Source organism: Pseudomonas sp. R3-41 (assembly GCF_054161485.1).
In genome coordinates this window covers 1,837,133-1,863,534 of sequence record NZ_CP096421.1, presented here as the reverse complement: position 1 = coordinate 1,863,534, position 26,402 = coordinate 1,837,133, and the positions used below count along the sequence as shown (strand labels likewise).

General features: G+C 61.4%; 28 protein-coding genes. 21 read left to right on the top strand and 7 right to left on the bottom strand.

Annotation, left to right across the window (positions count from 1 at the left end; translation table 11 throughout):
* Nucleotides 1–66 precede the first annotated feature (66 nt).
* The 3 genes from M1D99_RS08370 (at nt 67) to M1D99_RS08360 (ending at nt 2,876) form a co-directional block, all read left to right on the top strand.
* On the top strand, nt 67–504 hold the full coding sequence (locus M1D99_RS08370) for a MarR family winged helix-turn-helix transcriptional regulator (protein WP_458131637.1): 438 nt from the start codon (nt 67–69) through the stop codon (nt 502–504).
* A 333-nt stretch (nt 505–837) separates the two neighbouring features.
* Nucleotides 838–2,187, top strand: a complete 1,350-nt coding sequence (locus M1D99_RS08365) for an NCS2 family permease (protein ID WP_434574649.1) — start codon at nt 838–840, stop codon at nt 2,185–2,187.
* Nucleotides 2,188–2,249: 62 nt separating this feature from the next.
* The gene (locus M1D99_RS08360) at nt 2,250–2,876 is read left to right on the top strand and encodes a LysE family translocator (RefSeq protein ID WP_186710089.1); all 627 of its coding nucleotides are present in this window, start codon (nt 2,250–2,252) and stop codon (nt 2,874–2,876) included.
* A gap of 195 nt (nt 2,877–3,071) precedes the next feature.
* Here M1D99_RS08360 and uraH read toward each other — a convergent pair whose 3' ends face one another.
* Complete coding sequence (gene uraH, locus M1D99_RS08355; RefSeq protein WP_458131636.1) at nt 3,072–3,425, bottom strand: hydroxyisourate hydrolase; 354 nt, start codon at nt 3,423–3,425, stop codon at nt 3,072–3,074.
* Nucleotides 3,426–3,838: 413 nt separating this feature from the next.
* Between uraH and puuE the strand changes: the two genes are divergently transcribed.
* The 6 genes from puuE to M1D99_RS08325 all read left to right on the top strand — a co-directional run bounded on the left by puuE (nt 3,839) and on the right by M1D99_RS08325 (nt 9,630).
* Entirely contained in the window at nt 3,839–4,765 is a 927-nt protein-coding gene (gene puuE, locus M1D99_RS08350) for an allantoinase PuuE (protein WP_186710100.1), read from the top strand.
* Complete coding sequence (gene uraD / locus M1D99_RS08345; protein ID WP_039594512.1) at nt 4,762–5,277, top strand: 2-oxo-4-hydroxy-4-carboxy-5-ureidoimidazoline decarboxylase; 516 nt, start codon at nt 4,762–4,764, stop codon at nt 5,275–5,277. The genes puuE and uraD overlap by 4 nt, the downstream gene beginning before the upstream one ends.
* 68 nt (nt 5,278–5,345) lie before the next feature.
* Complete coding sequence (alc, locus tag M1D99_RS08340) at nt 5,346–6,341, top strand: allantoicase (RefSeq protein ID WP_434574647.1); 996 nt, start codon at nt 5,346–5,348, stop codon at nt 6,339–6,341.
* A gap of 153 nt (nt 6,342–6,494) precedes the next feature.
* On the top strand, nt 6,495–6,998 hold the full coding sequence (locus tag M1D99_RS08335; RefSeq protein ID WP_039594514.1) for an ureidoglycolate lyase: 504 nt from the start codon (nt 6,495–6,497) through the stop codon (nt 6,996–6,998).
* Nucleotides 6,999–7,049: 51 nt separating this feature from the next.
* Nucleotides 7,050–8,351 (top strand): urate hydroxylase PuuD, encoded by a 1,302-nt coding sequence (locus tag M1D99_RS08330; protein WP_186730645.1) that lies wholly within the window; start codon nt 7,050–7,052, stop codon nt 8,349–8,351.
* 493 nt (nt 8,352–8,844) lie between these two features.
* Nucleotides 8,845–9,630, top strand: a complete 786-nt coding sequence (locus M1D99_RS08325; protein ID WP_186710111.1) for an outer membrane protein OmpK — start codon at nt 8,845–8,847, stop codon at nt 9,628–9,630.
* Nucleotides 9,631–9,842: 212 nt separating this feature from the next.
* Here M1D99_RS08325 and M1D99_RS08320 read toward each other — a convergent pair whose 3' ends face one another.
* Both M1D99_RS08320 and M1D99_RS08315 read right to left on the bottom strand, forming a co-directional pair.
* Nucleotides 9,843–10,997, bottom strand: a complete 1,155-nt coding sequence (locus M1D99_RS08320; RefSeq protein WP_458131635.1) for a patatin-like phospholipase family protein — start codon at nt 10,995–10,997, stop codon at nt 9,843–9,845.
* Nucleotides 10,998–11,033: 36 nt separating this feature from the next.
* Nucleotides 11,034–11,966: a lipid A biosynthesis lauroyl acyltransferase gene (locus M1D99_RS08315; protein ID WP_186710116.1), complete on the bottom strand. Its 933-nt coding sequence runs from the start codon at nt 11,964–11,966 to the stop codon at nt 11,034–11,036.
* A gap of 118 nt (nt 11,967–12,084) precedes the next feature.
* On the opposite strand from M1D99_RS08315, the gene minC reads away from it, so the two are divergent.
* From minC to M1D99_RS08285, 6 genes are all read left to right on the top strand, one after another.
* Nucleotides 12,085–12,822 carry a septum site-determining protein MinC gene (gene minC / locus M1D99_RS08310; RefSeq protein ID WP_186730646.1) on the top strand — a complete coding sequence of 246 codons (738 nt, stop codon included), beginning with the start codon at nt 12,085–12,087 and terminating at the stop codon, nt 12,820–12,822.
* A gap of 200 nt (nt 12,823–13,022) precedes the next feature.
* Nucleotides 13,023–13,835 (top strand): septum site-determining protein MinD, encoded by an 813-nt coding sequence (minD, locus tag M1D99_RS08305; RefSeq protein ID WP_003179114.1) that lies wholly within the window; start codon nt 13,023–13,025, stop codon nt 13,833–13,835.
* Nucleotides 13,835–14,089, top strand: a complete 255-nt coding sequence (minE, locus tag M1D99_RS08300) for a cell division topological specificity factor MinE (RefSeq protein WP_003179111.1) — start codon at nt 13,835–13,837, stop codon at nt 14,087–14,089. The genes minD and minE overlap by 1 nt, the downstream gene beginning before the upstream one ends.
* A gap of 183 nt (nt 14,090–14,272) precedes the next feature.
* Entirely contained in the window at nt 14,273–14,908 is a 636-nt protein-coding gene (locus M1D99_RS08295; protein ID WP_018612476.1) for an RluA family pseudouridine synthase, read from the top strand.
* Nucleotides 14,909–15,178: 270 nt separating this feature from the next.
* On the top strand, nt 15,179–16,468 hold the full coding sequence (locus M1D99_RS08290; RefSeq protein WP_072406529.1) for a M18 family aminopeptidase: 1,290 nt from the start codon (nt 15,179–15,181) through the stop codon (nt 16,466–16,468).
* A 226-nt stretch (nt 16,469–16,694) separates the two neighbouring features.
* Nucleotides 16,695–16,877, top strand: a complete 183-nt coding sequence (locus M1D99_RS08285) for a hypothetical protein (RefSeq protein WP_186730647.1) — start codon at nt 16,695–16,697, stop codon at nt 16,875–16,877.
* Nucleotides 16,878–16,899: 22 nt separating this feature from the next.
* Here the strand turns inward: M1D99_RS08285 and M1D99_RS08280 are convergent, their stop codons facing one another.
* Nucleotides 16,900–17,631: a UTRA domain-containing protein gene (locus M1D99_RS08280; protein ID WP_186710122.1), complete on the bottom strand. Its 732-nt coding sequence runs from the start codon at nt 17,629–17,631 to the stop codon at nt 16,900–16,902.
* Between the two features lie 349 nt (nt 17,632–17,980).
* Here M1D99_RS08280 and M1D99_RS08275 point away from each other — a divergent pair, with 349 nt between their 5' ends.
* From M1D99_RS08275 to M1D99_RS08250, 6 genes are all read left to right on the top strand, one after another.
* Nucleotides 17,981–19,048 carry an ABC transporter substrate-binding protein gene (locus tag M1D99_RS08275; protein WP_186710124.1) on the top strand — a complete coding sequence of 356 codons (1,068 nt, stop codon included), beginning with the start codon at nt 17,981–17,983 and terminating at the stop codon, nt 19,046–19,048.
* 212 nt (nt 19,049–19,260) lie between these two features.
* Nucleotides 19,261–20,067 (top strand): alkaline phosphatase family protein, encoded by an 807-nt coding sequence (locus M1D99_RS08270; RefSeq protein ID WP_458131634.1) that lies wholly within the window; start codon nt 19,261–19,263, stop codon nt 20,065–20,067.
* A gap of 5 nt (nt 20,068–20,072) precedes the next feature.
* Complete coding sequence (locus M1D99_RS08265) at nt 20,073–20,909, top strand: ABC transporter permease (protein WP_186710146.1); 837 nt, start codon at nt 20,073–20,075, stop codon at nt 20,907–20,909.
* Nucleotides 20,896–21,696, top strand: a complete 801-nt coding sequence (locus M1D99_RS08260; RefSeq protein WP_186710129.1) for an ABC transporter permease — start codon at nt 20,896–20,898, stop codon at nt 21,694–21,696. The genes M1D99_RS08265 and M1D99_RS08260 overlap by 14 nt, the downstream gene beginning before the upstream one ends.
* A complete protein-coding gene (locus M1D99_RS08255) occupies nt 21,693–22,682 on the top strand; it encodes an ABC transporter ATP-binding protein (protein ID WP_458131633.1) in 990 nt (329 codons plus the stop codon). Before M1D99_RS08260 ends, M1D99_RS08255 begins: the two co-directional genes overlap by 4 nt.
* Nucleotides 22,683–22,727: 45 nt before the next feature.
* Nucleotides 22,728–23,381: an HAD family hydrolase gene (locus M1D99_RS08250; protein WP_186710133.1), complete on the top strand. Its 654-nt coding sequence runs from the start codon at nt 22,728–22,730 to the stop codon at nt 23,379–23,381.
* A gap of 207 nt (nt 23,382–23,588) precedes the next feature.
* Here M1D99_RS08250 and M1D99_RS08245 read toward each other — a convergent pair whose 3' ends face one another.
* The 3 genes from M1D99_RS08245 to M1D99_RS08235 form a co-directional block, all read right to left on the bottom strand.
* Nucleotides 23,589–24,389, bottom strand: a complete 801-nt coding sequence (locus M1D99_RS08245) for a DUF2182 domain-containing protein (RefSeq protein WP_458131632.1) — start codon at nt 24,387–24,389, stop codon at nt 23,589–23,591.
* A 2-nt stretch (nt 24,390–24,391) separates the two neighbouring features.
* Complete coding sequence (locus tag M1D99_RS08240; protein WP_434574640.1) at nt 24,392–25,027, bottom strand: DUF1326 domain-containing protein; 636 nt, start codon at nt 25,025–25,027, stop codon at nt 24,392–24,394.
* 324 nt (nt 25,028–25,351) lie between these two features.
* Nucleotides 25,352–26,314 carry a zinc-binding dehydrogenase gene (locus M1D99_RS08235; RefSeq protein ID WP_434574639.1) on the bottom strand — a complete coding sequence of 321 codons (963 nt, stop codon included), beginning with the start codon at nt 26,312–26,314 and terminating at the stop codon, nt 25,352–25,354.
* Nucleotides 26,315–26,402 lie beyond the last annotated feature (88 nt).

Below are 26,402 nucleotides of genomic sequence, written 5' to 3'. Positions count from 1 at the left end.
CGGTCGCTGGAATAATGAGTCAAACTGGTTGACCGAAATTACGCCGACCTCTGTGGATACGTCAATATGCTTGACCTTAAAAACCCTGCCTCCCAACAAATGGCCATGGAAGCGTTTTTCTTCGGTTACCAGGCGTTCACCGCCAAGGCCGATGAAATGCTTGAGCGTCGGGGGTTGAGCCGGGTCCACCAGCGCATCGTCTTTTTCATCGCCCGCTATCCGTCATTGAGCGTGAAGCAATTGCTGGCCCTGCTTGGGGTGAGCAAGCAGGCGTTGAACATGCCGTTGCGGCAGTTGATGGAAATGCACTTGGTGAACAGCGTCGCGTCCGAGACCGACAAACGCAAACGGCTGCTGGAACTGACCGCCGAGGGCGGGCGGTTCGAGCAGGCGTTGCGGCGTGAACAGGTGAAATTGCTGGAGCGGGTGTTTGCCGAAGCCGGGGAAGCGGCGGTGGATGGGTGGCTGGCGGTGAACCTGGCACTGGGGAAATCCAGTGACTGACGGCGTCTGATCCGACGCCATCGCGAGCAGGCTCGCTCCCACAGTGGGCTGTGATGAATGCAAGATTTGTGTTCACCCATGAACCCTGTGGGAGCGAGCCTGCTCGCGATAGCGTCCGCATAGGCGATATATCCCTATCGCCAAACATTTCGTCGACAACACAGAAAACATTATTTGCATTTTTTGTATACAAAAGCATAATTCGCTTCGTGCGAGTTCCTGACCAACAGGTCAACATACCCTCGCCAGCCTTACCTGCCTCAGCGCATCGCGGCCACCCCCAGGGCGTTGCGGTGCTGGAAATAACAATAAGACTCTTGAGGAGTACTCGCTGTGGAAAGCCGCAAACCCGAAGCCCGGACGCTGGACCTCTCGCCGCCACTACGCAGTGGCTGGCTTGAACGCCTCTTCAAACTCAGCTTGCATGGCACCACGGTGAAGACCGAGCTGATTGCCGGCCTGACAACCTTCATCACCATGGCCTACATTATTTTCGTCAACCCCAACATCATGGCCGACGCCGGCATCGATCACGGTGCCGCCTTCGTCGCCACCTGCATTGCCGCCGCCCTGGGCTGTCTGTTGATGGGCCTATACGCCAACTGGCCGGTGGGCCTGGCACCGGGCATGGGTCTGAACGCCTTCTTCACCTACACCGTGGTCGGCACCATGGGCTACAACTGGGAAACCGCATTGGGCGCGGTGTTCATCTCCGGTGTGCTGTTCATGTTCCTGACCTTGTCACGGGTGCGCGAGTGGCTGCTCAACAGCATTCCGGTGAGCCTGCGCTTCGCCATGGGCGCGGGGGTCGGGTTGTTCCTCGGGCTGATCGGCCTGAAAACCGCCGGGATCGTCGTGGACAGCCCTGCCACCTTGATCAAGCTCGGCTCGTTGCGCGAACCCGGTCCGTTGCTGGCCGCGGTGTGCTTCCTGATGATCGCCGTGCTCAGTTATCACCGTGTGTTCGGCGCGATCCTGATCAGCATCATCGCCGTGACCCTGGCCGGCTGGGGCCTGGGGTTGGTGCAGTACAACGGCGTCATGTCGACACCGCCGAGCCTGGCTCCGACCTGGATGGCGATGGACGTGGCCGGCGTGTTCAACATCAGCATGATCAGCGTGGTGCTGGCCTTCCTTTTCGTGCACATGTTCGACACCGCCGGCACCCTGATGGGCGTTGCCCAGCGCGCCGGCCTGGTGAAAGCCGATGGCAAGATCGAGAACCTGTCCCGCGCCTTGAAAGCCGACAGCGCTTCGAGCGTATTCGGCGCCATGGTCGGTGTACCGCCAGTGACCAGCTACGTGGAAAGCGCCGCCGGTGTGGCCGCCGGTGGCCGCACGGGGCTTACCGCCGTGACCGTCGGTGTGCTATTTATTGCCGCCATGTTCTTCGCACCGCTGGCCGGGATGATTCCGGCCTACGCCACGGCCGGGGCCTTGATCTACGTCGCCATGCTGATGATGGGCGGCATGGCCCACATCGAATGGGACGAAGCAACCGACAGCATTCCGGCCATCGTCACGGCCATCATGATGCCCCTGACGTTCTCGGTCGCCGACGGCATCGCCCTGGGTTTCATCACCTATGTGGTGCTCAAGGCCGGCACCGGTAAACACAAGGAAATTTCCGTCAGCCTGTGGGTGCTTTGCGCGATCTTCATCGCCAAGTTCATCTTCTTGTAAGCGCAACCGTATTCACTCGCCTCACCCCCTGGGTGAGGCTTTTGTACATCAGGAGCAAAGCAATGAATCTGGAAACCTGGCTGTTGTTCAGTGGCGCCGCATTGGTGGTGATCCTCATCCCCGGCCCGTTGTCGTTGTTGATGATCGGCAATAGCCTGAACTACGGCCTGCGCCGCTCCTATCCGGCATTCCTGGGGGGCGTGATCGCGTCGATCTGCCTGCTGAGCGCTTCGGCGCTGGGGCTCGGTGCATTGTTGATGGCCTCGGAGCAGTTGTTCAGCGCCCTGAAGATCGTCGGCGCCCTGTACCTGTTCTACCTGGCCTGGCAGAGCTGGCAGCAATCGCGCCAACCGGCCCAAGGCGCCGAAGTGCCCCAGGCTGTCGCCGTCCCGCGCTTTCGCACCCTCTTCGGCCGCGCGTTCGTGCTGGGGGCAAGCAACCCGAAAGACATTCTGTTCTTCGCTGCGTTCCTGCCGCAATTCCTGAGCGCCGAACAGCCATTCCTGCCACAACTGCTGATCATGATCGCCACTTGGACCGTACTCGACCTGTTGTGCAAGCTGGCTTATGGCCTCGGTGCCCACGGCGCGGCGCGGTATCTGCGTACGGGTAAAGGCCAGGGCTGGTTCAACCGGGTCAGCGCCGGGTTGTTTGGTGGCGCGGGGGCGGCCTCGTTGTTGAGTCGCTGAAAGGCAAAAGCTTCGCGAGCAAGCCCGCTCCCACAATTGGAATGCATTTCAAGTGTGGGAGCGGGCTTGCTCGCGAAGGCACCCTCCCAGGCACCCAATTTTTCATGGACGAAAAAAAAGCCCGCAGTGTGAGCGGGCTAAAACCAAAGAAGCTTATGCGCAGTCGCTTCCAGGACAAGGCAGTGGCTTGGGGGATCAACTGCCTCGATACGTTGAATAGGCGTAGGGCGAAATCAACAAGGGCACGTGGTAATGGTCCTGCTCGGCCGAAATACCGAAGCGCAGCACCACCACATCCAGGAACGCTGGATCGGGCATTTGCACGCCACGGGCGCGGTAGTAATCACCGGCGTGGAATTGCAATTGATAAACGCCCGAACGGTAGTCATCTCCTTGCAACAGGGGCGCATCGCAACGGCCGTCGCTGTTGGTCAGTGCACTGGCGACCAGATGTAGTTGCGAATCTTCCACGCGGTACAGTTCGATCTTGATCGAGCTGCCCGGGCAGCCATGTGCGGCATCCAAAACGTGAGTAGTCAAACGTCCCATTGCTTGTGCGCGCCTCGCTGCAGTGCAGTCCGGCCCGACGCCTCCTGATTCAGTTGAAAGACAGGCCGCACCGTTTCGGAGCACGAAACGCCACGGCGATGAGCGAATTAAGACACTTTAAAAGAAAATTGTACACAATAAAAAACAGATATTTAGCCCTTCGACTGCGCGACGGCACGTCAACCCCAGGTTTAAGTCAAACCAATGAATACAAGACCCTCCCGACGATTCATTGACCGACTGGGCAGGTTTCTTGCAGTGTAGACCCTGCCAGGGCCACAGTGAAAAAGGCAAAAATTCAGGCTTACAAATCGCGCATAAAGTTGTATACAATCACTCCATCGTCGTGACGCCAGCCTGAAACTCATCACCGGGGCGCCACCTACATGGTTCGAACAAGAAGGAAAACTGCAGTGAGCGCTGACTACCCACGCGACCTGATCGGTTACGGCAGTAACCCTCCCCATCCCCATTGGCCGGGCAATGCTCGCATCGCCCTGTCCTTCGTGCTCAATTACGAAGAAGGCGGCGAGCGCAACGTCCTCCACGGCGACAAGGAATCCGAAGCGTTCCTTTCGGAGATGGTCGCGGCTCAACCGCTGCAGGGCGAGCGCAACATGAGCATGGAGTCGCTGTACGAGTATGGCAGCCGTGCCGGCGTCTGGCGTGTCCTCAAGCTGTTCAAGGAATTCGATATCCCGCTGACCGTTTTCGCCGTGGCCATGGCCGCCCAGCGCCATCCAGACGTGATTCGCGCCATGGTCGCCGCCGGCCACGAGATCTGCAGCCACGGCTATCGCTGGATCGACTACCAGTACATGGATGAGGCCCAGGAACGCGAGCACATGCTTGAAGCGATCCGCATCCTCACCGAAATCGCTGGCGAACGTCCGCTGGGCTGGTACACCGGCCGCACCGGCCCGAACACCCGCCGCCTGGTGATGGAAGAAGGCGGTTTCCTCTACGACAGCGACACCTACGACGACGACCTGCCCTACTGGGAGCCGAACAACCCCACCGGCAAGCCGCACCTGGTGATCCCCTACACCCTCGACACCAACGACATGCGCTTCACCCAGGTGCAGGGTTTCAACAAGGGCGATGATTTCTTCCAGTACCTCAAGGATGCTTTCGACGTGTTGTACGCCGAAGGGGCCGAGGCGCCGAAGATGCTTTCCATCGGCCTGCATTGCCGGCTGATCGGCCGCCCTGCGCGACTGGCCTCCCTCAAGCGCTTTCTCGAATACGTCAAAGGCCATGATCACGTCTGGTTCAGCCGTCGTGTCGACATCGCTCGCCACTGGCAGCAAACCCATCCGTATCAGGGAGCGTCCAAATGACCGCCTTCCAGACCCTCAAGCCCTCCACCTTGAGTCGCGAAGCGTTCGTCAAAGCCTTTGCCGATATCTATGAACATTCGCCATGGGTGGCCGAGAAGGCCTTCGACCTGGGCCAGGATCCCTCGATCGACGAAATCGAAACCCTGCACCAGCGCATGAGCGACATCCTGTTGAGTGCCGATCACGCCAGCCAACTGGCGCTGATCAACGCTCACCCGGACCTGGCCGGTAAAGCCGCCGTCCAGGGCCAACTGACCGAAGCCAGCACGAACGAACAGGCCGGCGCCGGTATTCACCAATGCACGGCCGAAGAGTTCCAGCGCTTCACCGAGCTGAACGACGCCTACAAGGCCAAGTTCAAGTTTCCCTTCATCATGGCGGTAAAAGGCAGCAACCGGCACCAGATCCTCGCGGCATTCGAAACGCGCATCCATCACTCGGCAGACGCCGAATTCAAATGCGCGCTGGCAGAGATCAACAAAATCGCGTTGTTCCGATTACTGACCCTTTAGCGAGCAGCCCTGCGACCCGAGGCCCTGCAAGCATCCCCAGCCAACCTATTTAAAGGCAGACAAGAAGAATGAAAGCTTACGCCGTACCTTTCGAGAAATTCGTCAACCTGGCCGACGCCCGCCTGGGCACCAAGATCATCTCGGTCACCGATGACTGGTTCGCCGACGCCAACCGCCTGTTCCAGCCGACCCCGGCCGTGTGGAAGGAGGGCGTGTTCGATGACAATGGCAAGTGGATGGACGGCTGGGAATCGCGGCGCAAGCGCTTCGAAGGCTACGACAGCGCGGTGATCCGCCTGGGCGTGGCGGGCTCGATCAAGGGCGTGGACATCGACACCTCATTCTTCACCGGCAACTACCCACCGTCGGCCTCCCTGGAAGCCTGCTTCCTGAGCGAAGGCGAACCGGACGAAAACACCCAGTGGACTGAAGTACTGTCGGCCGTCGAATTGCAAGGCAACAGCCACCACTACCACGAAATCAGCAATGACCAGGCCTTCAGCCACCTGCGCTTCAACATCTATCCAGACGGCGGCGTGGCTCGCCTGCGGGTCTACGGCATTCCGTACCGCGATTGGTCGGCCGTGGGCGACAACGAACAGATCGACCTGGCCGCCGCCCTCAACGGTGGCCGCGCCCTGGCCTGCTCCGACGAACACTTCGGGCGCATGAGCAACATCCTCAACCCGGGCCGTGGCGTGAACATGGGCGATGGCTGGGAAACCGCCCGTCGTCGTACCCCGGGCAATGACTGGGTGATCGTCGCCCTGGGCCATGCCGGCATCGTTGAACAGGTCGTCGTCGACACCCTGCACTTCAAGGGCAACTACCCCGACAGCTGCTCGATCCAGGGCGCGTTCGTCAAGGGCGGCACCGACAGCCAGATCGAAACCCAGTCGCTGTTCTGGCGTGAACTGCTGCCGAGCCAGAAGCTGGAAATGCACGCCGAACACACCTTCGCCGAGCAGATCAAGGCCCTGGGACCGATCACCCATATCCGCCTGAACGTGTTCCCGGACGGTGGCGTGAGTCGCCTGCGGGTGCTCGGCAAGGTATCGAAGTAAACGACGCACCTGTGGCGAGGGAGCTTGCTCCCGCTGGACTGCGCAGCAGTCCCATTTTTTGAAAAGCGGGGTCGCTTCGCAACCCAGCGGGAGCAAGCTCCCTCGCCACAAAAGCTGAACCACAACACAGAATTTTTGGATAAGAAGACCAGCATGCGCACTCTCAAGATCGAACCATTGACCAAAGAAGCCTTCGCCCCATTCGGTGACGTGATCGAAACCGACGGCAGCGATCACTTCATGATCAACAACGGTTCGACCATGCGCTTCCATCGCCTGGCGACGGTGGAAACCGCCACGCCGGACGACAAGGCGATCATCAGCATCTTCCGCGCCGACGCGCTGGACATGCCGCTGACCGTGCGCATGCTGGAGCGCCATCCGCTGGGCAGCCAGGCCTTCATTCCGCTGCTCGGCAACCCCTTTCTGATCGTGGTCGCGCCACTTGGCGATGCACCTGTATCAGGCTTGGTCCGCGCCTTCGTCACCAACGGCAGGCAGGGCATTAATTACCATCGCGGCGTCTGGCACCACCCGGTGCTGACGATCGAAAAGCGGGATGACTTCCTGGTGGTTGATCGCAGTGGCACAGGCAATAACTGCGATGAGCATTTTTTCAAAGAGGATGAGTGTTTGATCCTCGCCCCCCACCAATAAGAGAAGGTCCGATCACGCGAAAACAAGCGTGACGGGCGAGAGGTAAAGACTGTGGAAGCACATATGCTGGAATGGCTGAACCTGAGCATTCGCTGGGTTCACATGATCACTGGCGTGGCTTGGATCGGCGCGTCGTTCTACTTCGTCTGGCTGGAAAACAACCTCAATCGCGTCAACCCCAAGAGCGGCCTGGCCGGCGACCTGTGGGCCATCCATGGTGGCGGCATCTACCACCTGGAAAAATACAAACTCGCGCCACCGTCCATGCCGGACAACCTGCACTGGTTCAAATGGGAAGCCTACTTCACCTGGATGTCGGGCATCGCCCTGCTGTGCGTGGTGTTCTATTGGAACCCGACCGTCTACCTGCTGGCCCCCGGCAGCAGCCTGAGCGGTGCTGAAGGCGTGGCCCTGGGCATCGGTTCGTTGCTCGTCGGCTGGTTCGTCTATTCCTTTCTCTGCGACTCGGCCCTGGGCAAGCGCCCCGCCCTGCTCGGCCTGATCCTGTTCGTGCTGCTGATCGCTGCGGCCTACGGCTTCAGCAAGGTGTTCAGCGGTCGCGGGGCCTACCTGCATGTCGGGGCGGTCATCGGCACGATCATGGTGGGCAACGTGTTCCGCATCATCATGCCGGCACAACGGGCCCTGGTCGCGGCCATCGCCGAGAACCGTACCCCCGACCCGGCGCTGCCGGCCAAGGGCTTGCTGCGTTCGCGCCACAACAACTACTTCACCCTGCCGGTGCTGTTCATCATGATCAGCAACCACTTCCCGAGCACCTACGGCAGCCAATACAACTGGCTGATCCTGGCCGGTATCGCCGTGGCGGCGGTGTTGGTGCGGCATTACTTCAACACGCGCCATGACAGCAACCGGTTTGCCTGGACGCTGCCGGTCGGCGCCCTGGCGATGATTTGCCTGGCCTACGTCACCGGGCCCAAACCCATCTCCAGCGCACCGGAAGTGGCAAAAGCGCCGGCCGCCATCGAGTACCAGCCCCTGCCGGAAACCGCCGTGGGCGGTGGCGCCAAGCCCGCAACTGCCCCGGCAGCGCCTGCGGAAAAACCGGCCCAGGCCGCCAGCCCCCAAGGCCCTTCGTTCGAGAAGGTCCACAGCGTGATCCAGGAACGCTGCTCGGTCTGCCACTCGGCCAAGCCCACCAGCCCGTTGTTCAGCGCCGCGCCGGGCGGGGTGATGTTCGATACGCCGCAGCAGATTCAGCAAGAAGCCGCGCGCATCCAGGCCCAGGCCGTAACCACCCAGATCATGCCGTTGGGCAACATCACCCAGATGACCCAGCAGGAACGCGACCTGATCGGCGCCTGGATCAATCAGGGCGCGCACACCAACTGAGCCACTGCTTTCGATAAATGTCCTACCGCTGACAGGCCGACCGGCAATGACCGGTCGCCCGTCAGCGACTGCCTGCGCCTCAACAATAAAAACAAGAGGAAAGCACCCGATGACCAAGCCCTGCCATCACGCCCCAAATTCGCCGCATCTGCGCCGTTGCAGGGCACTTGAGCCCTTCAAGACAAGCCCGTATCCTGCGCGGCCGTTCGAAACGGGCCGACAACAAAATCCCTTCCGATCCTGACCGAACTGCCAGCTTATTGCGGCACTGGCGGACATCAACGCGCCCCTGAACACAACTTTCCGACTGTTTCATAACGGCAGGGCAAGCCATTTCCGGTTTTTTCCGGACTTGGCTCAGCGCTTGCTATCAGCATTCGCCACGCTCAAAAAGCTGACCGAACGGATGTTTTTCATCCATGGAAAAAAGGCGCCACACCAGAGCGCTGACTCGAAAAAAAAGCGGTACCACTTACCTTTGGGAGCAAACCGAATGAAACGTACGTGCACCAGCCTGATACTCGCAGGATCCTTGCTGGCCGCCGGCCAGGCGATGGCCGACGGCCTGTTCCAGTGGCAGAACAACAGCCTGAGCTACCTGTATGGCAAGGATTTCCAGATCAACCCGCGTATCCAGCAGACCGTGACCTTCGAACACGCCGATGCCTGGAAATACGGGGACAACTTCTTCTTCCTCGATCGGATTTTCTATAACGGCCAGGACGACAGCCAGTCCGGCCCGAACACCTACTACGGTGAGTTCAGCCCGCGCCTGTCGTTCGGCAAGATCTTCGACCAGAAGCTGGAACTGGGGCCGATCAAGGATGTGCTGCTGGCCATGACCTATGAGTTCGGGGAAGGCGACAACGAGTCGTACCTGATCGGCCCGGGTTTCGACCTGGCGATTCCCGGCTTCGACTACTTCCAGCTGAACATCTACAACCGCCAGACCGAAGGCCCACGCGCCGGCGACAACGTCTGGCAGATCACTCCGGTCTGGGCCTACACCCTTCCGGTGGGTTCATCCGATATCCTGTTCGACGGGTTCATCGACTGGGTGGTGGACAACGACACCAATTCCAAGGGCACCTACCACGCCAACCTGCACATCGTCCCGCAGGTCAAATATGACTTGGGCAAGGCCTTGAAGCTCGGCGCCAAGCAGCTATACGTCGGGGTGGAATACGACTATTGGAAGAACAAGTACGCGATCGAAGACAGCGACGGGTTCAAGACCAACCAGAGCACGACCAGCTTTTTGCTGAAGTACCATTTCTGATCTGATTCATTGGATTTAGAAACCACCGCACAGCTTTTGTGGGAGCGGGCTTGCTCGCGAATGCGGACTATCAGCCAACATCAATGTTGAATGTTCAGTCGCCTTCGCGAGCAAGCCCGCTCCCACACTGGTTTGTGTATTGGGTTCAGTTTCAGCATCCACCCCGGATCCTCTGTAGGAGCGAGCCTGCTCGCGATCGCGGCGGAGCTGCTCTAAGCCAACCCCAGAAACCGACTCAACGCCTCACGCTGCGCCAACGCATCCTGGCGCCCCAGCTCGATCAGCTCGCTGCAATACCCCGCCTCGAACAACAGGTAGCTCAGCACCCCTGCGCCGCTGGTCTTGGTCGCGCCCGGCCCGCGCAAGAAGACGCGCAACGCACGGGGCAACTCCTGGCGATGGCGGGCGGCGATTTCGTCGATCGGTTGGCTGGGTGAAATCACCAGCACGTCCACCGGCGCGGCGCCGAGGGCGTGGGCCGGGACGTCATCGGGCAGCAAGTGGCTGAAGCCGTTCAGGCGCTCAAGCAACTCGATGTCGCTTTCCAGGCTGTCGATGAACGTGCTGTTGAGCATATGACCGCCGATCTGCGCCAGGGTCGGTTGCAGGCCGGTGTAGCTGCGCTCGCGCGGATCTTGCCCGCCGGCGCCACGGGGATTGCCGCTGACACCGATCACCAGCACACGGTTGGCCCCCAGGTGCAGGGCTGGGCTGATGGGCGCCGATTGCCGCACCGCGCCGTCGCCGAAATATTGCGGGCCGATCCTGACCGGCGCGAACAACAATGGAATCGCCGAGCTGGCCAGCAAATGCTCCACCGACAACTGCGTCGGAACACCGATACGCCGGTGGCGCAACCAGGCATCGATGGTCCCGCGCCCCTGATAGAACGTAACGGCCTGGCCGGATTCATAACCGAACGCCGTCACCGCCACCGCCCGCAACTGCTGCTCGGCGATGGACTGCTCGATGCCCGAGGCGTGGAACTGGGCCTGGAGCAGTTCGCGCAACGGCGAACTGTCGATCAGCGCCACTGGCAACTTGGCCCCCAGGCCCAGCAGGCTGTGGAAGAAGAAACGCATCGACTGGGCCAGCACGCCCCGCCAGTCGCTGCGCATGACTTGATGGCTGCGCACCGCTTGCCAGAACGCGGTCAGCCGCTCGATGGCCGTCTTGAAGTCCATCGCCCCGCTCGCCAGGCTGACCGCGTTGATCGCCCCGGCCGAGGTGCCGACAATCACCGGAAACGGGTTATCCGCCCCATCCGGCAGCAATTCGGCGATGGCCGCCAGTACGCCTACCTGATACGCCGCTCGAGCCCCGCCGCCGGAAAGAATCAAACCTGTAACCGGTTCAGCTGGGGTCATCGCAATGCTCCGTGCTCAAGGTGATATCAAAAAAACTCAGCCGCGTTTGTCGTACAGCTTGGGCTCGCCCGGCGGACGGCTCTTGAAGCGCCGGTGTGCCCAAAGGTACTGCTCGGGACAATCGCTCACCGACCGCTCTACCCACTGGTTGATGCGGATGCAATCGGCTTCCTCGGTCTCGCCCGGAAAATCCGTCAGCGGCGCCTGGATCACCAGGCGATAACCGCTGCCATCGGCCAGCCGCTCCTGGGTGAAAGGCACCACCAGCGCCTTGCCCAGGCGGGCGAACTTGCTGGTGGCGGTGACCGTCGCGGCCTGGACGCCGAACAGCGGCACGAACACGCTTTGCTTGGCGCCGTAGTCCTGGTCCGGCGCATACCAGATCGCCCGCCCGGCCCGCAGCAGCTTGAGCATGCCACGCACGTCGTCACGTTCCACCGCCAGGGAATCGAGGTTGTGCCGCTCGCGGCCCCGGCGCTGGATGTAGTCGAACAGCGGGTTCTTGTGCTCGCGGTACATGCCATCGATGGTGTGCTGCTGGCCAAGCAAGGCCGCGCCGATTTCCAGCGTGGTGAAATGCAACGCCATCAGGATCACGCCCTTGCCCTCGCGCTGGGCCTGCTTGAGGTGCTCCAGCCCTTCGACATGGGCCAGTTTCGCCAAACGCGAACGCGACCACCACCAACTCATGGCCATCTCGAAAAAGGCGATGCCGGTGGAGGCAAAGTTGTCCTTGAGCAGACGCTTGCGCTCGGCGGCGGATTTTTCCGGGAAGCACAGTTCCAGGTTGCGCCGGGCGATGCGCCGTCGGTCGCCGGCCACCCGATACATCAGTGCGCCCAATGCGCGACCGACCCGCAGCAAAAACGGATAAGGCAATTGAACGATCAGCCACAACAGCCCCAGGCCGCACCACAGCAGCCAGAAACGCGGATGAAAAAATGCAGCTCGAAAACGCGGGCGATCCATTACAGCTTCCATTAAGACATGGGCCGCGCATTCTACATTGTTCGACCCGGGTTGCGGCTGGCGGACGATCTCGTTATAAGTCTCGGCACTTTTAGTGACAAGCCGTTGTACGCCGACCATGAGCCAAACCGAACCGCTAGACCAAGATCCCGTGTTCCAGCTGAAGGGCAGCATGCTCGCCATTACGGTGCTGGAACTGGCCCGCAACGACCTGGAGAGCCTTGACCGGCAACTGGCGGCGAAAGTCGCCCAGGCCCCGAACTTCTTCAGCAATGCCCCCCTGGTGCTGGCCCTGGACAAGCTGCCGGCCGGCGAAGGCTCAGTGGACCTGCCGGGCCTGATGCGCGTCTGCCGCCAGCACGGCCTGCGCACCCTGGCGATCCGCGCCAGCCGCATCGAAGACATCGCCGCCGCCATCGCCGTGGACATTCCGGTGCTGCCGCCGTCCGGCGCCCGGGAACGCGTACTGGAACTGAATCCGGTCGAAGCGAAGAAAATTCCGGAAAAACCATTGGAGCCCAGCGTCAAGCCGACACGCGTGATCACCTCGCCCGTGCGCGGCGGGCAACAGATTTATGCCCAGGGTGGCGATCTGGTCATCGTCTCCTCGGTCAGCCCGGGGGCGGAACTTCTGGCCGATGGCAACATCCATGTATACGGCCCGATGCGCGGTCGAGCACTGGCCGGCGTCAAGGGTGATACCAAGGCCAGGATCTTCTGCCAGCAATTGAGCGCCGAGCTGGTTTCCATCGCCGGGCAGTACAAGGTCTCCGAGGATTTACGCCGCGACCCGTTGTGGGGGGCCGGCGTCCAGATCAGCCTGTCAGGCGACGTGTTGAACATCATTCGGCTTTAACGGATACTGCCGCATTTTCCAAGCATCTCTAAAACGAGCGAAAACGGCTTAAACGACGTAGGAAAAAGGATCAGGCAGTGTTTACCGGAGGTAGACCCCGCCCGACAGCCGATTCCAGCCAAGCCTGTCCAATTGCAGCGGTTTTCCAGAGATGTTTTTCAGGGGCTGACAAAGTCCTTTTTCCTTAGGGGTGAAACACCTTGGCCAAGATTCTCGTGGTTACATCCGGCAAGGGTGGTGTGGGTAAGACCACCACCAGCGCCGCTATCGGTACCGGCCTCGCTCTGCGCGGCCACAAGACAGTCATCGTCGACTTCGACGTCGGCCTGCGTAACCTGGACCTGATCATGGGTTGCGAGCGTCGCGTGGTCTACGACTTCGTCAACGTGGTCAACGGCGAAGCGAACCTGCAGCAGGCCCTGATCAAGGACAAGCGCCTTGAGAACCTCTACGTGCTGGCCGCCAGCCAGACCCGCGACAAAGACGCGCTGACCCAGGAAGGCGTGGAAAAAGTGCTGATGCAGCTCAAGGAAGACTTTGAGTTCGTGGTCTGCGACTCCCCGGCCGGTATCGAGAAAGGTGCCCACCTGGCCATGTACTTCGCCGACGAAGCGATTGTCGTGACCAACCCGGAAGTGTCGTCGGTCCGCGACTCCGACCGCATGCTGGGCCTGCTGGCGAGCAAGTCCCGGCGCGCCGAGAAAGGCGAAGAGCCGATCAAGGAACACTTGCTGCTGACCCGCTACAACCCGCAACGAGTCAGCGATGGCGAAATGCTGGGCGTCGAAGACGTCAAGGAAATCCTCGCCGTCACCCTGCTGGGTGTCATCCCAGAATCCCAAGCGGTACTCAAGGCTTCCAACTCCGGCGTGCCGGTGATTCTCGACGACCAGAGCGATGCCGGCCAGGCGTACAGCGATGCCGTCGATCGCCTGCTGGGCAAGACCGTGGAGCATCGTTTCCTCGATGTAACGAAGAAAGGTTTCTTCGAGCGCCTGTTTGGAGGTAGGTAATGAACCTTTTTGACTTCTTTCGTGCCAACAAAAAGCCCAGTACCGCCTCGGTCGCGAAAGAGCGTCTACAGATCATCGTGGCGCACGAACGCGGCCAACGCAGTACCCCTGACTACCTGCCGGCCTTGCAGAAGGAACTGGTGGAAGTGATCCGCAAATACGTCAACATCGGTAGCGATGACGTGCATGTGGCGCTGGAAAGCCAGGGCAGCTGCTCGATCCTGGAACTCAACATCACCCTGCCGGATCGCTGATCGCACCGGCGGGAGCCACGGCGGCTCGGGTCCCCACAGCCTTTTTTGTGGGAGCGGGCTTGCTCGCGAAGACGGTGACGCATTCAATATCAATGTGTCTGAGACACCGCTTTCGCGAGCAAGCCCGCTCCCACAAGGGCCGGGCCCGAGCCGCCGTTGGCGTTTGTAGCGAGACTGTTTTTAATGCCCCTGTCCAACATCCGCATCATTCATCAGGACGCCGCTGTCCTGGTGGTCGACAAGCCGACCCTGTTGCTTTCCGTGCCCGGCCGGGCCGACGACAACAAGGACTGCCTGATCACCCGCCTGCAGGAAAACGGCTATCCGGAAGCGCGAATCGTACACCGACTGGACTGGGAAACCTCTGGCATTATCCTGCTGGCCCGTGACCCGGACACCCATCGCGAACTGTCCCGGCAATTTCATGACCGCGAAACCGAAAAAGCCTACACCGCGCTGTGCTGGGGCCAACCGGAGCTGGACAGCGGCAGCATCGACCTGCCCCTGCGCTACGACCCGCCGACCAAACCCCGACATGTGGTGGACCATGAACAGGGCAAACACGCCCTGACCTTCTGGCGCGTGCTGGAACGTTGCGGCGACTGGTGCCGGGTCGAGCTGACACCCATCACCGGACGCTCGCACCAACTGCGCGTGCACATGCTCTCCATCGGTCACCCGCTGCTGGGCGACGGGCTCTACGCCCACCCCCAGGCCCTCGCCGCCTGGCCGCGCCTGTGCCTGCACGCGAGCATGTTGAGCTTCACCCACCCGCAAAGCGGCGAGCGCCTGCGCTTCGAGTGCCCGGCACCGTTCTGAGGGACACCACCGGCATTGTGGCGAGGGAGCTTGCTCCCGCTGGACTCTGTAGGAGCTGGCGAAGCCTGCGATCTTTTGATCTTTCGCTTGAGATTCAAGTGGCTGGGGAAAGATCGCAGCCTCGTTGCACTCGACAGCTCCTACAGACGCAGCCCAGCGGGAGCAAGCTCCCTCGCCACAGGTTCGACAGCCCAAGTTCGCCATATACATACCCCTCCCCATCCGTCACCAATACGGTAAACTCCCGCCCATCGCTGTCTGGAGTGATTTATGCGCGCAGAGTTGAACCAAGGCCTGATCGACTTCCTCAAGGCCTCCCCTACCCCGTTTCATGCCACCGCCAGCCTGGCCAAGCGCCTGGAGGCGGCCGGTTACCAGCGTCTTGACGAACGCGAGACTTGGGCCACCGAGGCCAACGGTCGTTATTACGTCACGCGCAACGACTCTTCGATCATTGCCTTCAAGCTCGGCCGCCACTCACCGCTGCACGACGGCATCCGCCTGGTCGGCGCCCACACCGACAGCCCCTGCCTGCGGGTCAAGCCGCAGCCGGAGCTGCAACGCCACGGGTTCTGGCAACTGGGGGTGGAAGTCTATGGCGGCGCGCTGCTGGCGCCATGGTTCGACCGTGACCTGTCCCTGGCCGGGCGCGTGACTTTCCGCCGCGATGGCAAGGTCGAGAGCCAACTGATCGATTTCAAGGCGCCGATCGCCACGATTCCCAACCTGGCCATCCACCTCAATCGCGAAGCCAACCAAGGCTGGGCCATCAACCCGCAGAACGAGCTGCCGCCGATCCTCGCGCAGTTCGCCGGTGACGAGCGCGTCGACTTCCGTGCCGTGCTCACCGATCAACTGGCCCGGGAACACGGCCTGAACGCCGACGTGGTGCTCGATTACGAGTTGAGCTTCTACGACACCCAAAGCGCCGCGGTCATTGGCCTGCATGGTGATTTCATTGCCGGCGCGCGCCTGGACAACCTGCTGTCATGCTACGCCGGCCTGCAAGCCTTGCTGAACGCCGACACTGAAGAAACCTGCGTGCTGGTGTGCAACGATCACGAAGAGGTCGGCTCATGCTCGGCCTGTGGCGCCGACGGTCCGATGCTGGAACAGACCCTGCGTCGCCTGCTGCCCGAAGGTGAAGAATTCGTACGGACCATTCAGAAATCCCTGCTGGTTTCGGCGGACAACGCCCACGGCGTGCACCCCAACTATGCCGACAAGCACGACGCCAACCACGGCCCCAAGCTCAACGCCGGTCCGGTGATCAAGGTCAACAGCAACCAGCGCTACGCCACCAACAGCGAAACCGCCGGGTTCTTCCGCCATTTGTGCATGGCCGAAGAAGTGCCGGTGCAGAGCTTCGTGGTGCGCAGCGACATGGGCTGCGGCTCGACCATCGGCCCGATCACCGCCAGTCAGCTGGGCGTGCGCACCGTGGACATCGGCCTGCCGACCTTCGCCATGCATTCGATCCGCGAACTGTGCGGCAGCCATGACCTGGCGCATCTGGTGAAGGTGCTGAGCGCGTTCTACGCGTCTCGCGAGTTGCCATAGTTGCAGCTGCCCCCTGTGGCGAGGGAGCTTGCTCCCGCTGGGTGGCGCAGCCGCCCCTAATCTGTAACTGAATGCAGATCGGCCAGTGCTGCGCACTGGAGCGGGAGCAAGCTCCCTCGCCACAATGATGTCCACCTCAAGATTCGGGGAGGCTGTGACACACATCAGCCCACCCCAACCAAACCCCAACTAGACTGTCCTTATCCCCCTCGACAAGGCCGTCGTCATGATCTCGATGTCTGCACTCAACGCCATGCTGGTGCCCATCATCGCCGGCATGATCCTGCTGGCCATCGGTTTCAACTTCCGTGACAAGAACGTCGGTGTCTTCGCCATGTGGATCGGCATGCTGCTGATCCTCGCCACGGTGGTGATCAAGATCCTGAGCAAGCTCAACGAATCGCTCTGAGCCTGGCGCCGGCCACCGGCGATTATTCCGGCACAGGTTGCTCCGGCACATCCACGCCGACATGGATCGCATCGTGGCGCCAGAACTCCAGGTCGCAGTCGATCAGCCGCTGGTGCTGGTCGTAGTTGACCCGTGCGATGCGCAGCCCGGGGCTGCCCACCGAGACCCTCAACGCCGCCGCCGCTTCCGGCTGTAACGAGGTGGGCACGATTTCGAACTTCACCCGGCCGTAGTGCAGGTCGTAATGGCGAGCGTACAGCTCGGTGATGGACTGGTTGAGGTCGAACCCGAGGATGTCCGGGAAATACTGCGGGTTCAGGTAGTGCTCGACGTACAGCACCAGCCGCTCATCGATACGCCGCACACGACAGATCTGGATCACGCTGGACAGCGCCGGCAACTGCAACCAGGCACACACGGCCGCCGAAGCCGGTTGCAGGCGTGCAGAAATCACTTGGGTAGAAGGCACACGCCCCTGGGCCGCGACCATGGCGTGGAAATGGCTGCGCTGCATCAGGTTGTAGGCCAGGCGCGGCGGCGAGACGAACCAGCCCCGGCGCTCCTCCCGATAGATCTGCCCCTGGGCTTCGAGCTGCAACAACGCTTCGCGCACGGTGATCCGCGTGGTCCCGAACAATTCACTGAGCTTGCGCTCGGCCGGCAACTTGCTGCCTGGCGCCAGCAACCCGTGGTCGAGTTGCTCCTGCAGCACCTGTCCAATGGCTGTCACCGCTTTGGTTGCATCGATGCGCATCAACGTTACCTATCTGGACTAGACCAGCACTGTTTCGGGGCAGGATCGACGGCTCATCGATCCGCTTCTGAGTCCAGCAAGCCTAGGCACTGCACATGACTGGCAGATGACAGAGCCGCCGAACGGTCGTTTTGCCAGCGTGCAAATTAACGGCCAAGTCCTTGCAGATCAGCCGTTTAACCATGGTCTACGCTTAATTCGCAGCCAACCCCCACGAGCCTGGCATTTCCGGCCGCCTGCGGCACCGACATCAAAATGTCACAGGGCTCGCCTACATTGGCTCAGGTATTGCTGACCTAGACCAACACAACCGCAATCGCAGCGTTGAAAACGCCCATAGGAGCTTCGGATGAAACAGCTTTTCCTGGCATCACTGTTAGGCTCGACCATTGCCATGTGCACCGCCGCCATGGCCGCTGACACCGATCTGAAAACGTTGGAAGCCGCTGCGAAAGCGGAAGGCGCCGTCAACAGCGTCGGCATGCCCGATGACTGGGCAAACTGGAAAGGCACCTGGGACGACCTGGCCAAGCTCTACGGCTTGAAACACATCGACACCGACATGAGCTCGGCCCAGGAAATCGCCAAGTTCGCCGCCGAAAAAGACAACGCCAGCGCCGACATCGGCGACGTCGGTGCGGCCTTCGGCCCGATCGCGGTCAAGCAGGGCGTGGTCCAGCCCTACAAGCCAAGCACCTGGGAACAAGTACCGGCCTGGGCCAAGGACAAGGACGGCAACTGGGCATTGGCCTACACCGGCACCATCGCCTTCATCGTCAATAAGAAGCTGCTGCACGGCTCCGAAGTGCCGACCAAATGGGCCGACCTGAAGACCGGCAAGTACAAAGTCTCCATCGGTGACGTGAGCACCGCCGCCCAGGCCGCCAACGGCGTGCTGGCCGCGGCCCTGGCCAACGGCGGCGACGAGAAGAACGTCCAGCCGGCGCTGTTGATGTTTGCCGATATCGCCAAGCAAGGGCGCCTGTCCATGGCCAACCCGACCATCGCCACGATGGAAAAAGGTGAAGTCGAAGTCGGCGTGGTCTGGGATTTCAACGGCCTGAGCTACAAGGCCAAGATGGCCAACCCCGATGACTACGTCGTACTGATTCCGTCCGACGGCTCGGTGATCTCCGGCTACACCACCATCATCAACAAATATGCCAAGCACCCGAACGCCGCCAAGTTGGCCCGTGAGTACATCTTCAGCGATGCCGGCCAGATCAACCTGGCCAAGGGCAACGCCCGTCCAATCCGCGCCGAGCACCTGAAACTGCCGGAAGAGGTCCAGGCCAAACTGCTGCCGAACGAGCAGTACAAAGGCGTAACCCCGATCAAGGATGCGGATGCATGGGAGAAAACTTCCAAGGCACTGCCGCAGAAGTGGCAGGAAGAAGTGATCATCAACATGCAATAAGGCGGTCGCTCCCGCTCGGAGATCCACTGGGCACCCAACTGTGGAAGAGTCCCTGTGGGAGCAAAGCTTGCTCGCGATAAACGATGACCCGGTCTTGCAGTTGAACCGTGTCGCCAGCATCGCGAGCAAACTTTGCTCCCACAGGCCTGCTCTCACAGTGGAGCTCGCTGGTTCCCCGAGTTTTCTGGTATCTGCCCGGAGTCCCGGTACCCATGAAGCACAACGTCATCCTGGTGGTGCTCGACGGTCTCAACCATGAGGTCGCCCGGCATGCCATGGGGCATTTGCAGGCTTACGTCGGCGCAGGACGCGCGGCCCTCTACAAACTGGAATGTGAGTTGCCCGCCCTGTCCCGCCCGCTCTACGAATGCATCCTCACCGGCGTCGTGCCCATCGACAGCGGGATCGTGCACAACAACGTCTCGCGCCTGTCGAACCAGCGCAGCATTTTCCACTATGCCACCCAGGCCGGCCTGAGCACGGCGGCTGCGGCGTATCACTGGGTCAGCGAGCTCTACAACGTTTCGCCTTTCGTGGCCGGTCGTGATCGTCACACCGACAACCCCGACCTGCCGATCCAATACGGGCATTTCTATTGGAATGACCACTACCCCGATTCCCATCTGTTCGCCGATGCCGAACACCTGCGCCAACGCTACTTGCCGAACTTCCTGCTGGTGCACCCGATGAACATCGACGACGCCGGCCACAAGCACGGCCTCGACACCCCGCAATACCGCAACAGCGCCCGCTCGGCCGATATCAACCTGGCGGTCTACCTGCAAGGCTGGCTCGACGCCGGTTACCAGGTGCTGGTGACCGCCGACCACGGCATGAACAACGACCGTTCCCACAACGGCCTGCTGGCTGAAGAACGGGAAGTACCGCTGTTCGTCCTGGGTGACAGCTTCAGTTTCGATCCCGCTGCCGCGCCCAAGCAGACCGAACTGTGCGGCACCATTTGCCAATTACTCGGCGTCGACCACGACAAACCTTATTGCCAGGAGCTACTCAAGTGAACGCCATGACGCGCGGCAAATGGCTGGCAGCGTTGTGCCTGGTGCCCTTCGCGATTTTCTTCATCGTGTTCCAGATCGCCCCGCTGCTCTGGGTGCTGGTCAACAGCCTGGAATCGGAAGAGTTCGGCTGGGGCCTGGCCAACTTCAGCAAGATCTTCAGCTCGAAGTTTTATCGGCAGGCAATCCAGCACAGCCTGGAGATCAGCTTCTGGTCCAGCGTGTTCGGCATCGTCATTGCCGTGCTCGGCAGCTATTCCCTGCGCCGAGTGGATTCGCGGCTGCGCAACTTCGTCAATGCGTTCGCCAACATGACCAGCAACTTCGCCGGCGTGCCCCTGGCCTTCGCCTTCATCATCTTGCTGGGGTTCAACGGCAGCATCACGCTCATGCTCAAGCAGGCGGGGATCATCGAGGATTTCAACCTGTATTCGAAAACCGGGCTGATCATTCTCTACACCTACTTCCAGATTCCCCTGGGCGTGCTGCTGCTCTATCCAGCCTTCGACGCCCTGCGCGAAGACTGGCGCGAGTCCGCCGAGTTGCTCGGCGCCAACGGCTGGCAGTTCTGGCGGCACATCGGCTTGCCGGTGCTGACCCCGGCGCTGCTGGGCACTTTCGTGATCCTGCTGGCCAACGCCCTCGGCGCCTACGCCACGGTCTACGCGTTGACCACCGGCAACTTCAACGTGCTGCCGATCCGCATCGCCGCCATGGTCTCCGGCGACATTTCCCTCGACCCGAACATGGCCAGTGCCCTGGCCGTGATACTGGTGGCGTTGATGACCGTGGTGACCGTCGTCCATCAGTTGCTGCTCAAGAGGAGCTACCATGTCTCGCGCTGAACCGGGCTCCGTCGGGCTTTATCATCGGGTGGTGGTGTACCTGCTGTTCGCCATCCTGCTGCTGCCCCTGGCCGGCACACTCGTCTACTCCATCGCCAGCAGTTGGTCGGCCACCGTGCTGCCCAGCGGCTTCACCTTCAAATGGTATGTGCAGTTGTGGAGCGATCCGCGTTTTCTCCACGCCTTCGGTCAATCGCTGCTGGTCTGTGTCGGTGCGCTGGTGCTCTCGGTGGTGTTGATCCTGCCGTTGCTGTTCGTGGTGCATTACCACTTCCCCAAGCTCGACGCACTGATGAACATCCTCATCCTGCTGCCCTTCGCGGTGCCGCCGGTGGTGTCGTCGGTGGGGCTGTTGCAACTCTATGGTTCCGGGCCGCTGGCGATGGTCGGAACGCCGTGGATCCTGATCGGTTGCTACTTCACCGTCGCCCTGCCCTTCATGTACCGGGCGATCACCAACAACCTGCAAGCGATCAACCTGCGCGACTTGATGGACGCTGCCCAACTGCTCGGCGCCAGCACCTTCCAGGCCGCGTTCCTGGTGGTGCTGCCGAACCTGCGCAAGGGCCTGATGGTGGCGCTGCTGCTGTCCTTTTCGTTCCTGTTCGGCGAGTTCGTGTTTGCCAACATTCTCGTCGGCACCCGCTATGAAACCCTGCAGGTGTACCTGAACAACATGCGCAACAGCAGCGGTCACTTCACCAGTGCGCTGGTGATTTCCTATTTCTTCTTCGTACTGGTCCTGACCTGGGCGGCCAACATCTTGAGCAAGGACAAAAGCCAATGAGCTACGTCAGCGTCCAACACCTGCAAAAAAGCTACGCCGGCACGCCGGTGTTCAGCGACATCAACTGCGAGATCGGCAAGGGCGAATTCGTCACCCTCCTCGGACCTTCCGGTTGCGGCAAATCCACGCTGTTGCGCTGCATCGCCGGCCTGACTGCGGTGGATGCCGGCCAGATCATCCTCGACGGGCAAGACATCGTCCCGCTGAGCCCGCAGAAACGCGGCATCGGCATGGTTTTCCAGAGCTACGCCTTGTTTCCCAACATGACCGTGGAGCAGAACGTCGCCTTCGGCCTGCGCATGCAGAAGGTCGATGCCGGGGACAGCCGCCAGCGCGTACTGGAGATCCTGCGCCTGGTGGAGCTGCATGAGTTTGCCGGCCGCTATCCCCATCAACTCTCCGGCGGCCAATGCCAGCGCGTCGCCCTGGCCCGCTCCCTGGTCACACGGCCGCGCCTGTTGCTGCTGGACGAGCCGCTGTCGGCCCTGGATGCGCGGATTCGCAAGCACTTGCGCGAACAGATCCGACAGATCCAGCGTGAGTTGGGCCTGACCACGATCTTCGTCACACACGATCAGGAAGAAGCCCTGACCATGTCTGACCGGATTTTCCTGATGAACCAGGGAAAGATCGTACAAAGCGGCGATGCCGAAACCCTTTACACGGCGCCAGTCGATGTCTTTGCCGCCGGCTTCATCGGCAACTACAACCTGCTGGACGCCGACAGCGCGAGCAAACTGCTGCAGCGGCCGGTGAGTGGCCGCATCGCCATCCGCCCGGAAGCCATCGAGCTGAGCCGTAGCGGCGAGGCCGACGCGCTGATCCGCAGCCACAGCCTGTTGGGCAACGTCATCCGCTACCGGGTCGAGGCCCGCGGCGTGGAATTGGTGGTGGATGTGCTCAATCGTTCGGCCGCCGACCTGCACCCCGATGGCGCACGGTTGTCACTTTCCATCGATCCGTCGGCGCTGTGTGAGGTAGCCTGACGGCTTTGTTGATTTTGAAACTGATTTTGAAAAGGAAACGCGCTGATGGCCCTGGCAATTTTTGATCTGGACGAAACCCTGATCCACGGCGACTGCGCCACCCTCTGGAGCGAACAGATGGGCCGCCTGGGCTGGGTCGATCCCGAGTCGTTCATGCGGCGCAACAATGAGCTGATGGACGCCTACAGCCACGGCAAGTTGAGCATGGAAACGTACATGGATTTCAGCCTGGAGCCGATGATCGGCCGCACGCCCGAGGAGATAGAACATCTAGTGGCGCCATGGGTGGAAGATTTCATCGAGCCGATCATCTTCAGCGACGCCACCAAGGCCATCGCTGAGCACCGCAAGGCTGGTGACCGGATCCTGGTGATTTCCGCCTCGGGCACACACTTGGTCAAGCCGATTGCCGAACGCCTGGGCATCGACGAAATCCTGGCCATCGAACTGGAAGTGGCCCATGGGGTGTACAGCGGCCAGACCGTCGGCACCCTGACCTACCGCGAAGGCAAGATCGCCCGGCTGCTGGACTGGCTGGATGCCGAGGAAGAGAACCTGGAAGGCGCGAGTTTTTATTCCGACTCGCGCAATGACTTGCCGCTGTTGCTCAAGGTCGATCATCCGCACGTGGTGAACCCCGACCCGGTATTGAAGGCCCATGCCGAATCGGCCGGCTGGCCGATTCATACCTGGAAATAAACACCGGACGGGAAAAAACTCCGGCCCCTGTGGCGAGGGAGCTTGCTCCCGCTCGGCTGCGAAGCAGTCGTAAAACCGGCTGACGCGGTCTACCTGGATACTTGCGTCGTCCCGATTGGGGCGGCTGCGCCACCCAGCGGGAGCAAGCTCCCTCGCCACGGGGGCGATCCATGCCTGCGAATATAAGACCACAGGTTCAACCTGGTTCTACCAGGGCCTGTTGCCCAGCAGCAGCCAAAAACTCCAGCCGATCAACAACACACCGCAGAGACGACTGAGCCAGCGTCCCTGGGGCAAGTTTTTTTCCAGCAAGATGAAGGCGCCGATCACTGCCACCCAAAGCAGGTTCATCACCCCGACCACGAACAGCAGGCCCATCAGCGCCCAGCAGCAGCCCAGGCAGTAAGCGCCATGGGCCAGTCCCATGCGCCACCCGCCGAGCACGTCGGGGCGCCAGTAGCCGAGAAGGAAATGCAGCGGCCCGCGACAATGCTCAAGGCAGGCCTCCTTGCTTGGCAGCCACTGATAGACCCCAGCGACCAGCAACAGGCCGGCGCCCAGCGCGGTACTGGTGGTGCGCATTCCCGGGCTGAGCAAGGCGAGCTGCTCAAGCGCCCATTGCAACGCCGTGGCGCCGAGGGCGAAGCCGGCCCAGACCAGGCCATAGGCACTGCAGAACAGCAGCAGGGCCAGGTGTCGCTGCGGTGTCGGCATGCGCTTGCGCAGCATCTGCTGGTAGATCAGCAACATGGGCAGGGCGCTGGGCAGCATCATGCCGATCATCATCACCGTCCACATGGCGAACATCAGCAGCGCATCGGCCGGGCTCCAGGGCATGATCATGCCAGCCATTGCCGCATCCGCCATGCCGCCCGGCGCACTCATGTCGCGGGCCATGCGCAGCAGTGTCAGCCAGGCCAGGGCGGTCAGCCCGAGCAGACAGAGCAGCAGGAGCCACTGCTCGCCTGTCAGCCGCTTGCCCGGGGCCGCCGCCTGAGGTTCTGCCATCGCTACGGCTCTATGCCGTGGCCGGTGAAGTGCACGTGGGCGAGGTGGCTATGACTGCCCTGGGATTGCAGCTTGAGGGCTGCATGCGTCTGGTAGCTGCCGCTGGCGACTTCGGCCTCATGGAACTCGAAGCCCTCGGGCAGGGACAGGCGGACGCGATGCGGTGAGCCGTCGATCGGGCTGCGGATCGGCTCGCCGCTGGCCTGCAACACGCCTGGAATGTCCAGGTGCGCCAAGCGCTGGTCGACATCGATGGATAGGGTGATGGGCACGAACAGCGGATCGAACGCTTCAGTCATGGTGCTGCTGAACACCTGGAACACGTTGGCCCCAGGGTCGCTCTCCAAGCCTGAAAGAATGGTCAGCAGGGCCTGGCGTTGCGCCTCGTCGGCACGTTCGTCGATGAACACCTGACAACTGCCGTTGCCCTCGTGGATGGCGCCAGGCCAAGCGAAGGTGGCGGCCCAGCACAAGCCGTCCAGCGCCACCTGATTGAAATACCCGTGTTCCACTCGCATCGACGCCACCGCCTGGCAGTGGCCGTGGGTCGGTGGCGCATTGAATTGGCAGGGGCAGCCCCAATTGCAGTTGCAGGCAATGAATTCGACGCCCTGCATGCGCCATTCGGCGATGGCCATGATCAACCTCTTCACCTCACGGGTGAAATGAAAGCTGCGGTTACCCCATCCCCTCATTGATTAACGCTAGCAGGGTTAGTGCAACGGATACGGACTGCCGACCAGAGGTCCGCTTGTGCGTGTGGCGCAAGACGAAGCAGCCCAGACTTGCGGCGCTACACCAAGGCTTATAATTTCCGACTGTAACTTCCTGTGAGCGCCCGAAACCAATGTGGGAGCAAGGCTTGCCCGCGATGGCGGCCGTACATTCAGCATCAATGCAAACTGATCCATCGTTTTCGCGAGCAAGCTTTGCTCCCACAAGTTCGCATCCAGCTTCGGGAATCAGCTCAGGCTTTCATCGATCAGCAGCACCAATTTCCCGGACACCCTGTTGGTTGCCAGCTCGGCAAACGCCGCCTCGGCATCCTTGATCGCAAAGGTCCGGGCCAGTTGCGGGCTCAGGCGTTTGTCGGCAAACAGCGGCCACACGTGTTGCCCCAGTTCGCTGATCAGGTCGGCCTTGAACTGCTCGTCGCGGCTGCGCAAGGTCGAGCCGAGCAGTTGGATACGCTTGCCCAGCACCTGGGCCAGATCAAGCTCGGTCGTGCGCCCGCCCATCAGGCCGATCAACACCCAGCGGCCGTCAACTGACAAAAGTTTCACGTTGAGTTTGGCGTAGCTGCCGCCCACCGGATCGAGGATCACATCGAAGGGACCGAGGTCGTTCAGACTCTCCAGGCCATCGGTGCGAATTACACCGCCCTGGGCGCCCAGGGCCTCGCAATAGGCCAGCCGTTCGGCCGAACCGACACTGACCCAGCACGGGTTGCCAAAGGCCTTGCACAACTGGATCGCGGCCGAACCGACGCCGCTGGCGCCGGCGTGCAACAGCACTTTCTCGCCCGGTTTGAGCGCCGCCAACTGGAACAGATTCAGCCACGCGGTGCTGTAGACCTCAGGCAGCGCGGCCGCTTCAGACAATGACAAGCCCTCCGGCACCGGCAATACATGCCGGCCATCGACCACCACCTCCTCGGCCATCCCGCCGCCGGCCAGCAACGCGCAGACGCGGTCGCCCACCTGCCAGGACGAGCCCGGCCCCACCTCGCTGATCACCCCCGAACACTCCAACCCCAACACTTGGCTGGCGCCGGGTGGCGGCGGGTAAAGTCCGGCTTTTTGCAACAAATCGGCCCGATTCAGGCCGGCGGCCGCCACACGGATGCGAACTTGCCCGACATCACATGCCGGACTTGGCTCATCAGCCCATACCACTTGGCCTTCAACGCCTTGCAATGCTTTCACGGTGCCTCCATAGTGAGTCTCGACTGGGCCCGCTGCTTCAACGCCGGGCTTTCTTGCATTATGCGCCCGGGCCACATGGAACCGGCGA

Coding starts and splice junctions, on each gene's coding strand:
- M1D99_RS08370 (WP_458131637.1), top strand. CDS start 67: ATGCTTGACCTTAAAAACCCTGCCTCCCAACAAATGGCCATGGAAGCG.
- M1D99_RS08360 (WP_186710089.1), top strand. CDS start 2,250: ATGAATCTGGAAACCTGGCTGTTGTTCAGTGGCGCCGCATTGGTGGTG.
- uraH (WP_458131636.1), bottom strand. CDS start 3,425: ATGGGACGTTTGACTACTCACGTTTTGGATGCCGCACATGGCTGCCCG.
- uraD (WP_039594512.1), top strand. CDS start 4,762: ATGACCGCCTTCCAGACCCTCAAGCCCTCCACCTTGAGTCGCGAAGCG.
- alc (WP_434574647.1), top strand. CDS start 5,346: ATGAAAGCTTACGCCGTACCTTTCGAGAAATTCGTCAACCTGGCCGAC.
- M1D99_RS08335 (WP_039594514.1), top strand. CDS start 6,495: ATGCGCACTCTCAAGATCGAACCATTGACCAAAGAAGCCTTCGCCCCA.
- M1D99_RS08325 (WP_186710111.1), top strand. CDS start 8,845: ATGAAACGTACGTGCACCAGCCTGATACTCGCAGGATCCTTGCTGGCC.
- M1D99_RS08320 (WP_458131635.1), bottom strand. CDS start 10,997: ATGACCCCAGCTGAACCGGTTACAGGTTTGATTCTTTCCGGCGGCGGG.
- M1D99_RS08315 (WP_186710116.1), bottom strand. CDS start 11,966: ATGGATCGCCCGCGTTTTCGAGCTGCATTTTTTCATCCGCGTTTCTGG.
- minC (WP_186730646.1), top strand. CDS start 12,085: ATGAGCCAAACCGAACCGCTAGACCAAGATCCCGTGTTCCAGCTGAAG.
- minE (WP_003179111.1), top strand. CDS start 13,835: ATGAACCTTTTTGACTTCTTTCGTGCCAACAAAAAGCCCAGTACCGCC.
- M1D99_RS08295 (WP_018612476.1), top strand. CDS start 14,273: ATGCCCCTGTCCAACATCCGCATCATTCATCAGGACGCCGCTGTCCTG.
- M1D99_RS08290 (WP_072406529.1), top strand. CDS start 15,179: ATGCGCGCAGAGTTGAACCAAGGCCTGATCGACTTCCTCAAGGCCTCC.
- M1D99_RS08285 (WP_186730647.1), top strand. CDS start 16,695: ATGATCTCGATGTCTGCACTCAACGCCATGCTGGTGCCCATCATCGCC.
- M1D99_RS08280 (WP_186710122.1), bottom strand. CDS start 17,631: ATGCGCATCGATGCAACCAAAGCGGTGACAGCCATTGGACAGGTGCTG.
- M1D99_RS08275 (WP_186710124.1), top strand. CDS start 17,981: ATGAAACAGCTTTTCCTGGCATCACTGTTAGGCTCGACCATTGCCATG.
- M1D99_RS08270 (WP_458131634.1), top strand. CDS start 19,261: ATGAAGCACAACGTCATCCTGGTGGTGCTCGACGGTCTCAACCATGAG.
- M1D99_RS08265 (WP_186710146.1), top strand. CDS start 20,073: ATGACGCGCGGCAAATGGCTGGCAGCGTTGTGCCTGGTGCCCTTCGCG.
- M1D99_RS08260 (WP_186710129.1), top strand. CDS start 20,896: ATGTCTCGCGCTGAACCGGGCTCCGTCGGGCTTTATCATCGGGTGGTG.
- M1D99_RS08255 (WP_458131633.1), top strand. CDS start 21,693: ATGAGCTACGTCAGCGTCCAACACCTGCAAAAAAGCTACGCCGGCACG.
- M1D99_RS08250 (WP_186710133.1), top strand. CDS start 22,728: ATGGCCCTGGCAATTTTTGATCTGGACGAAACCCTGATCCACGGCGAC.
- M1D99_RS08245 (WP_458131632.1), bottom strand. CDS start 24,389: ATGGCAGAACCTCAGGCGGCGGCCCCGGGCAAGCGGCTGACAGGCGAG.
- M1D99_RS08240 (WP_434574640.1), bottom strand. CDS start 25,027: ATGGCCATCGCCGAATGGCGCATGCAGGGCGTCGAATTCATTGCCTGC.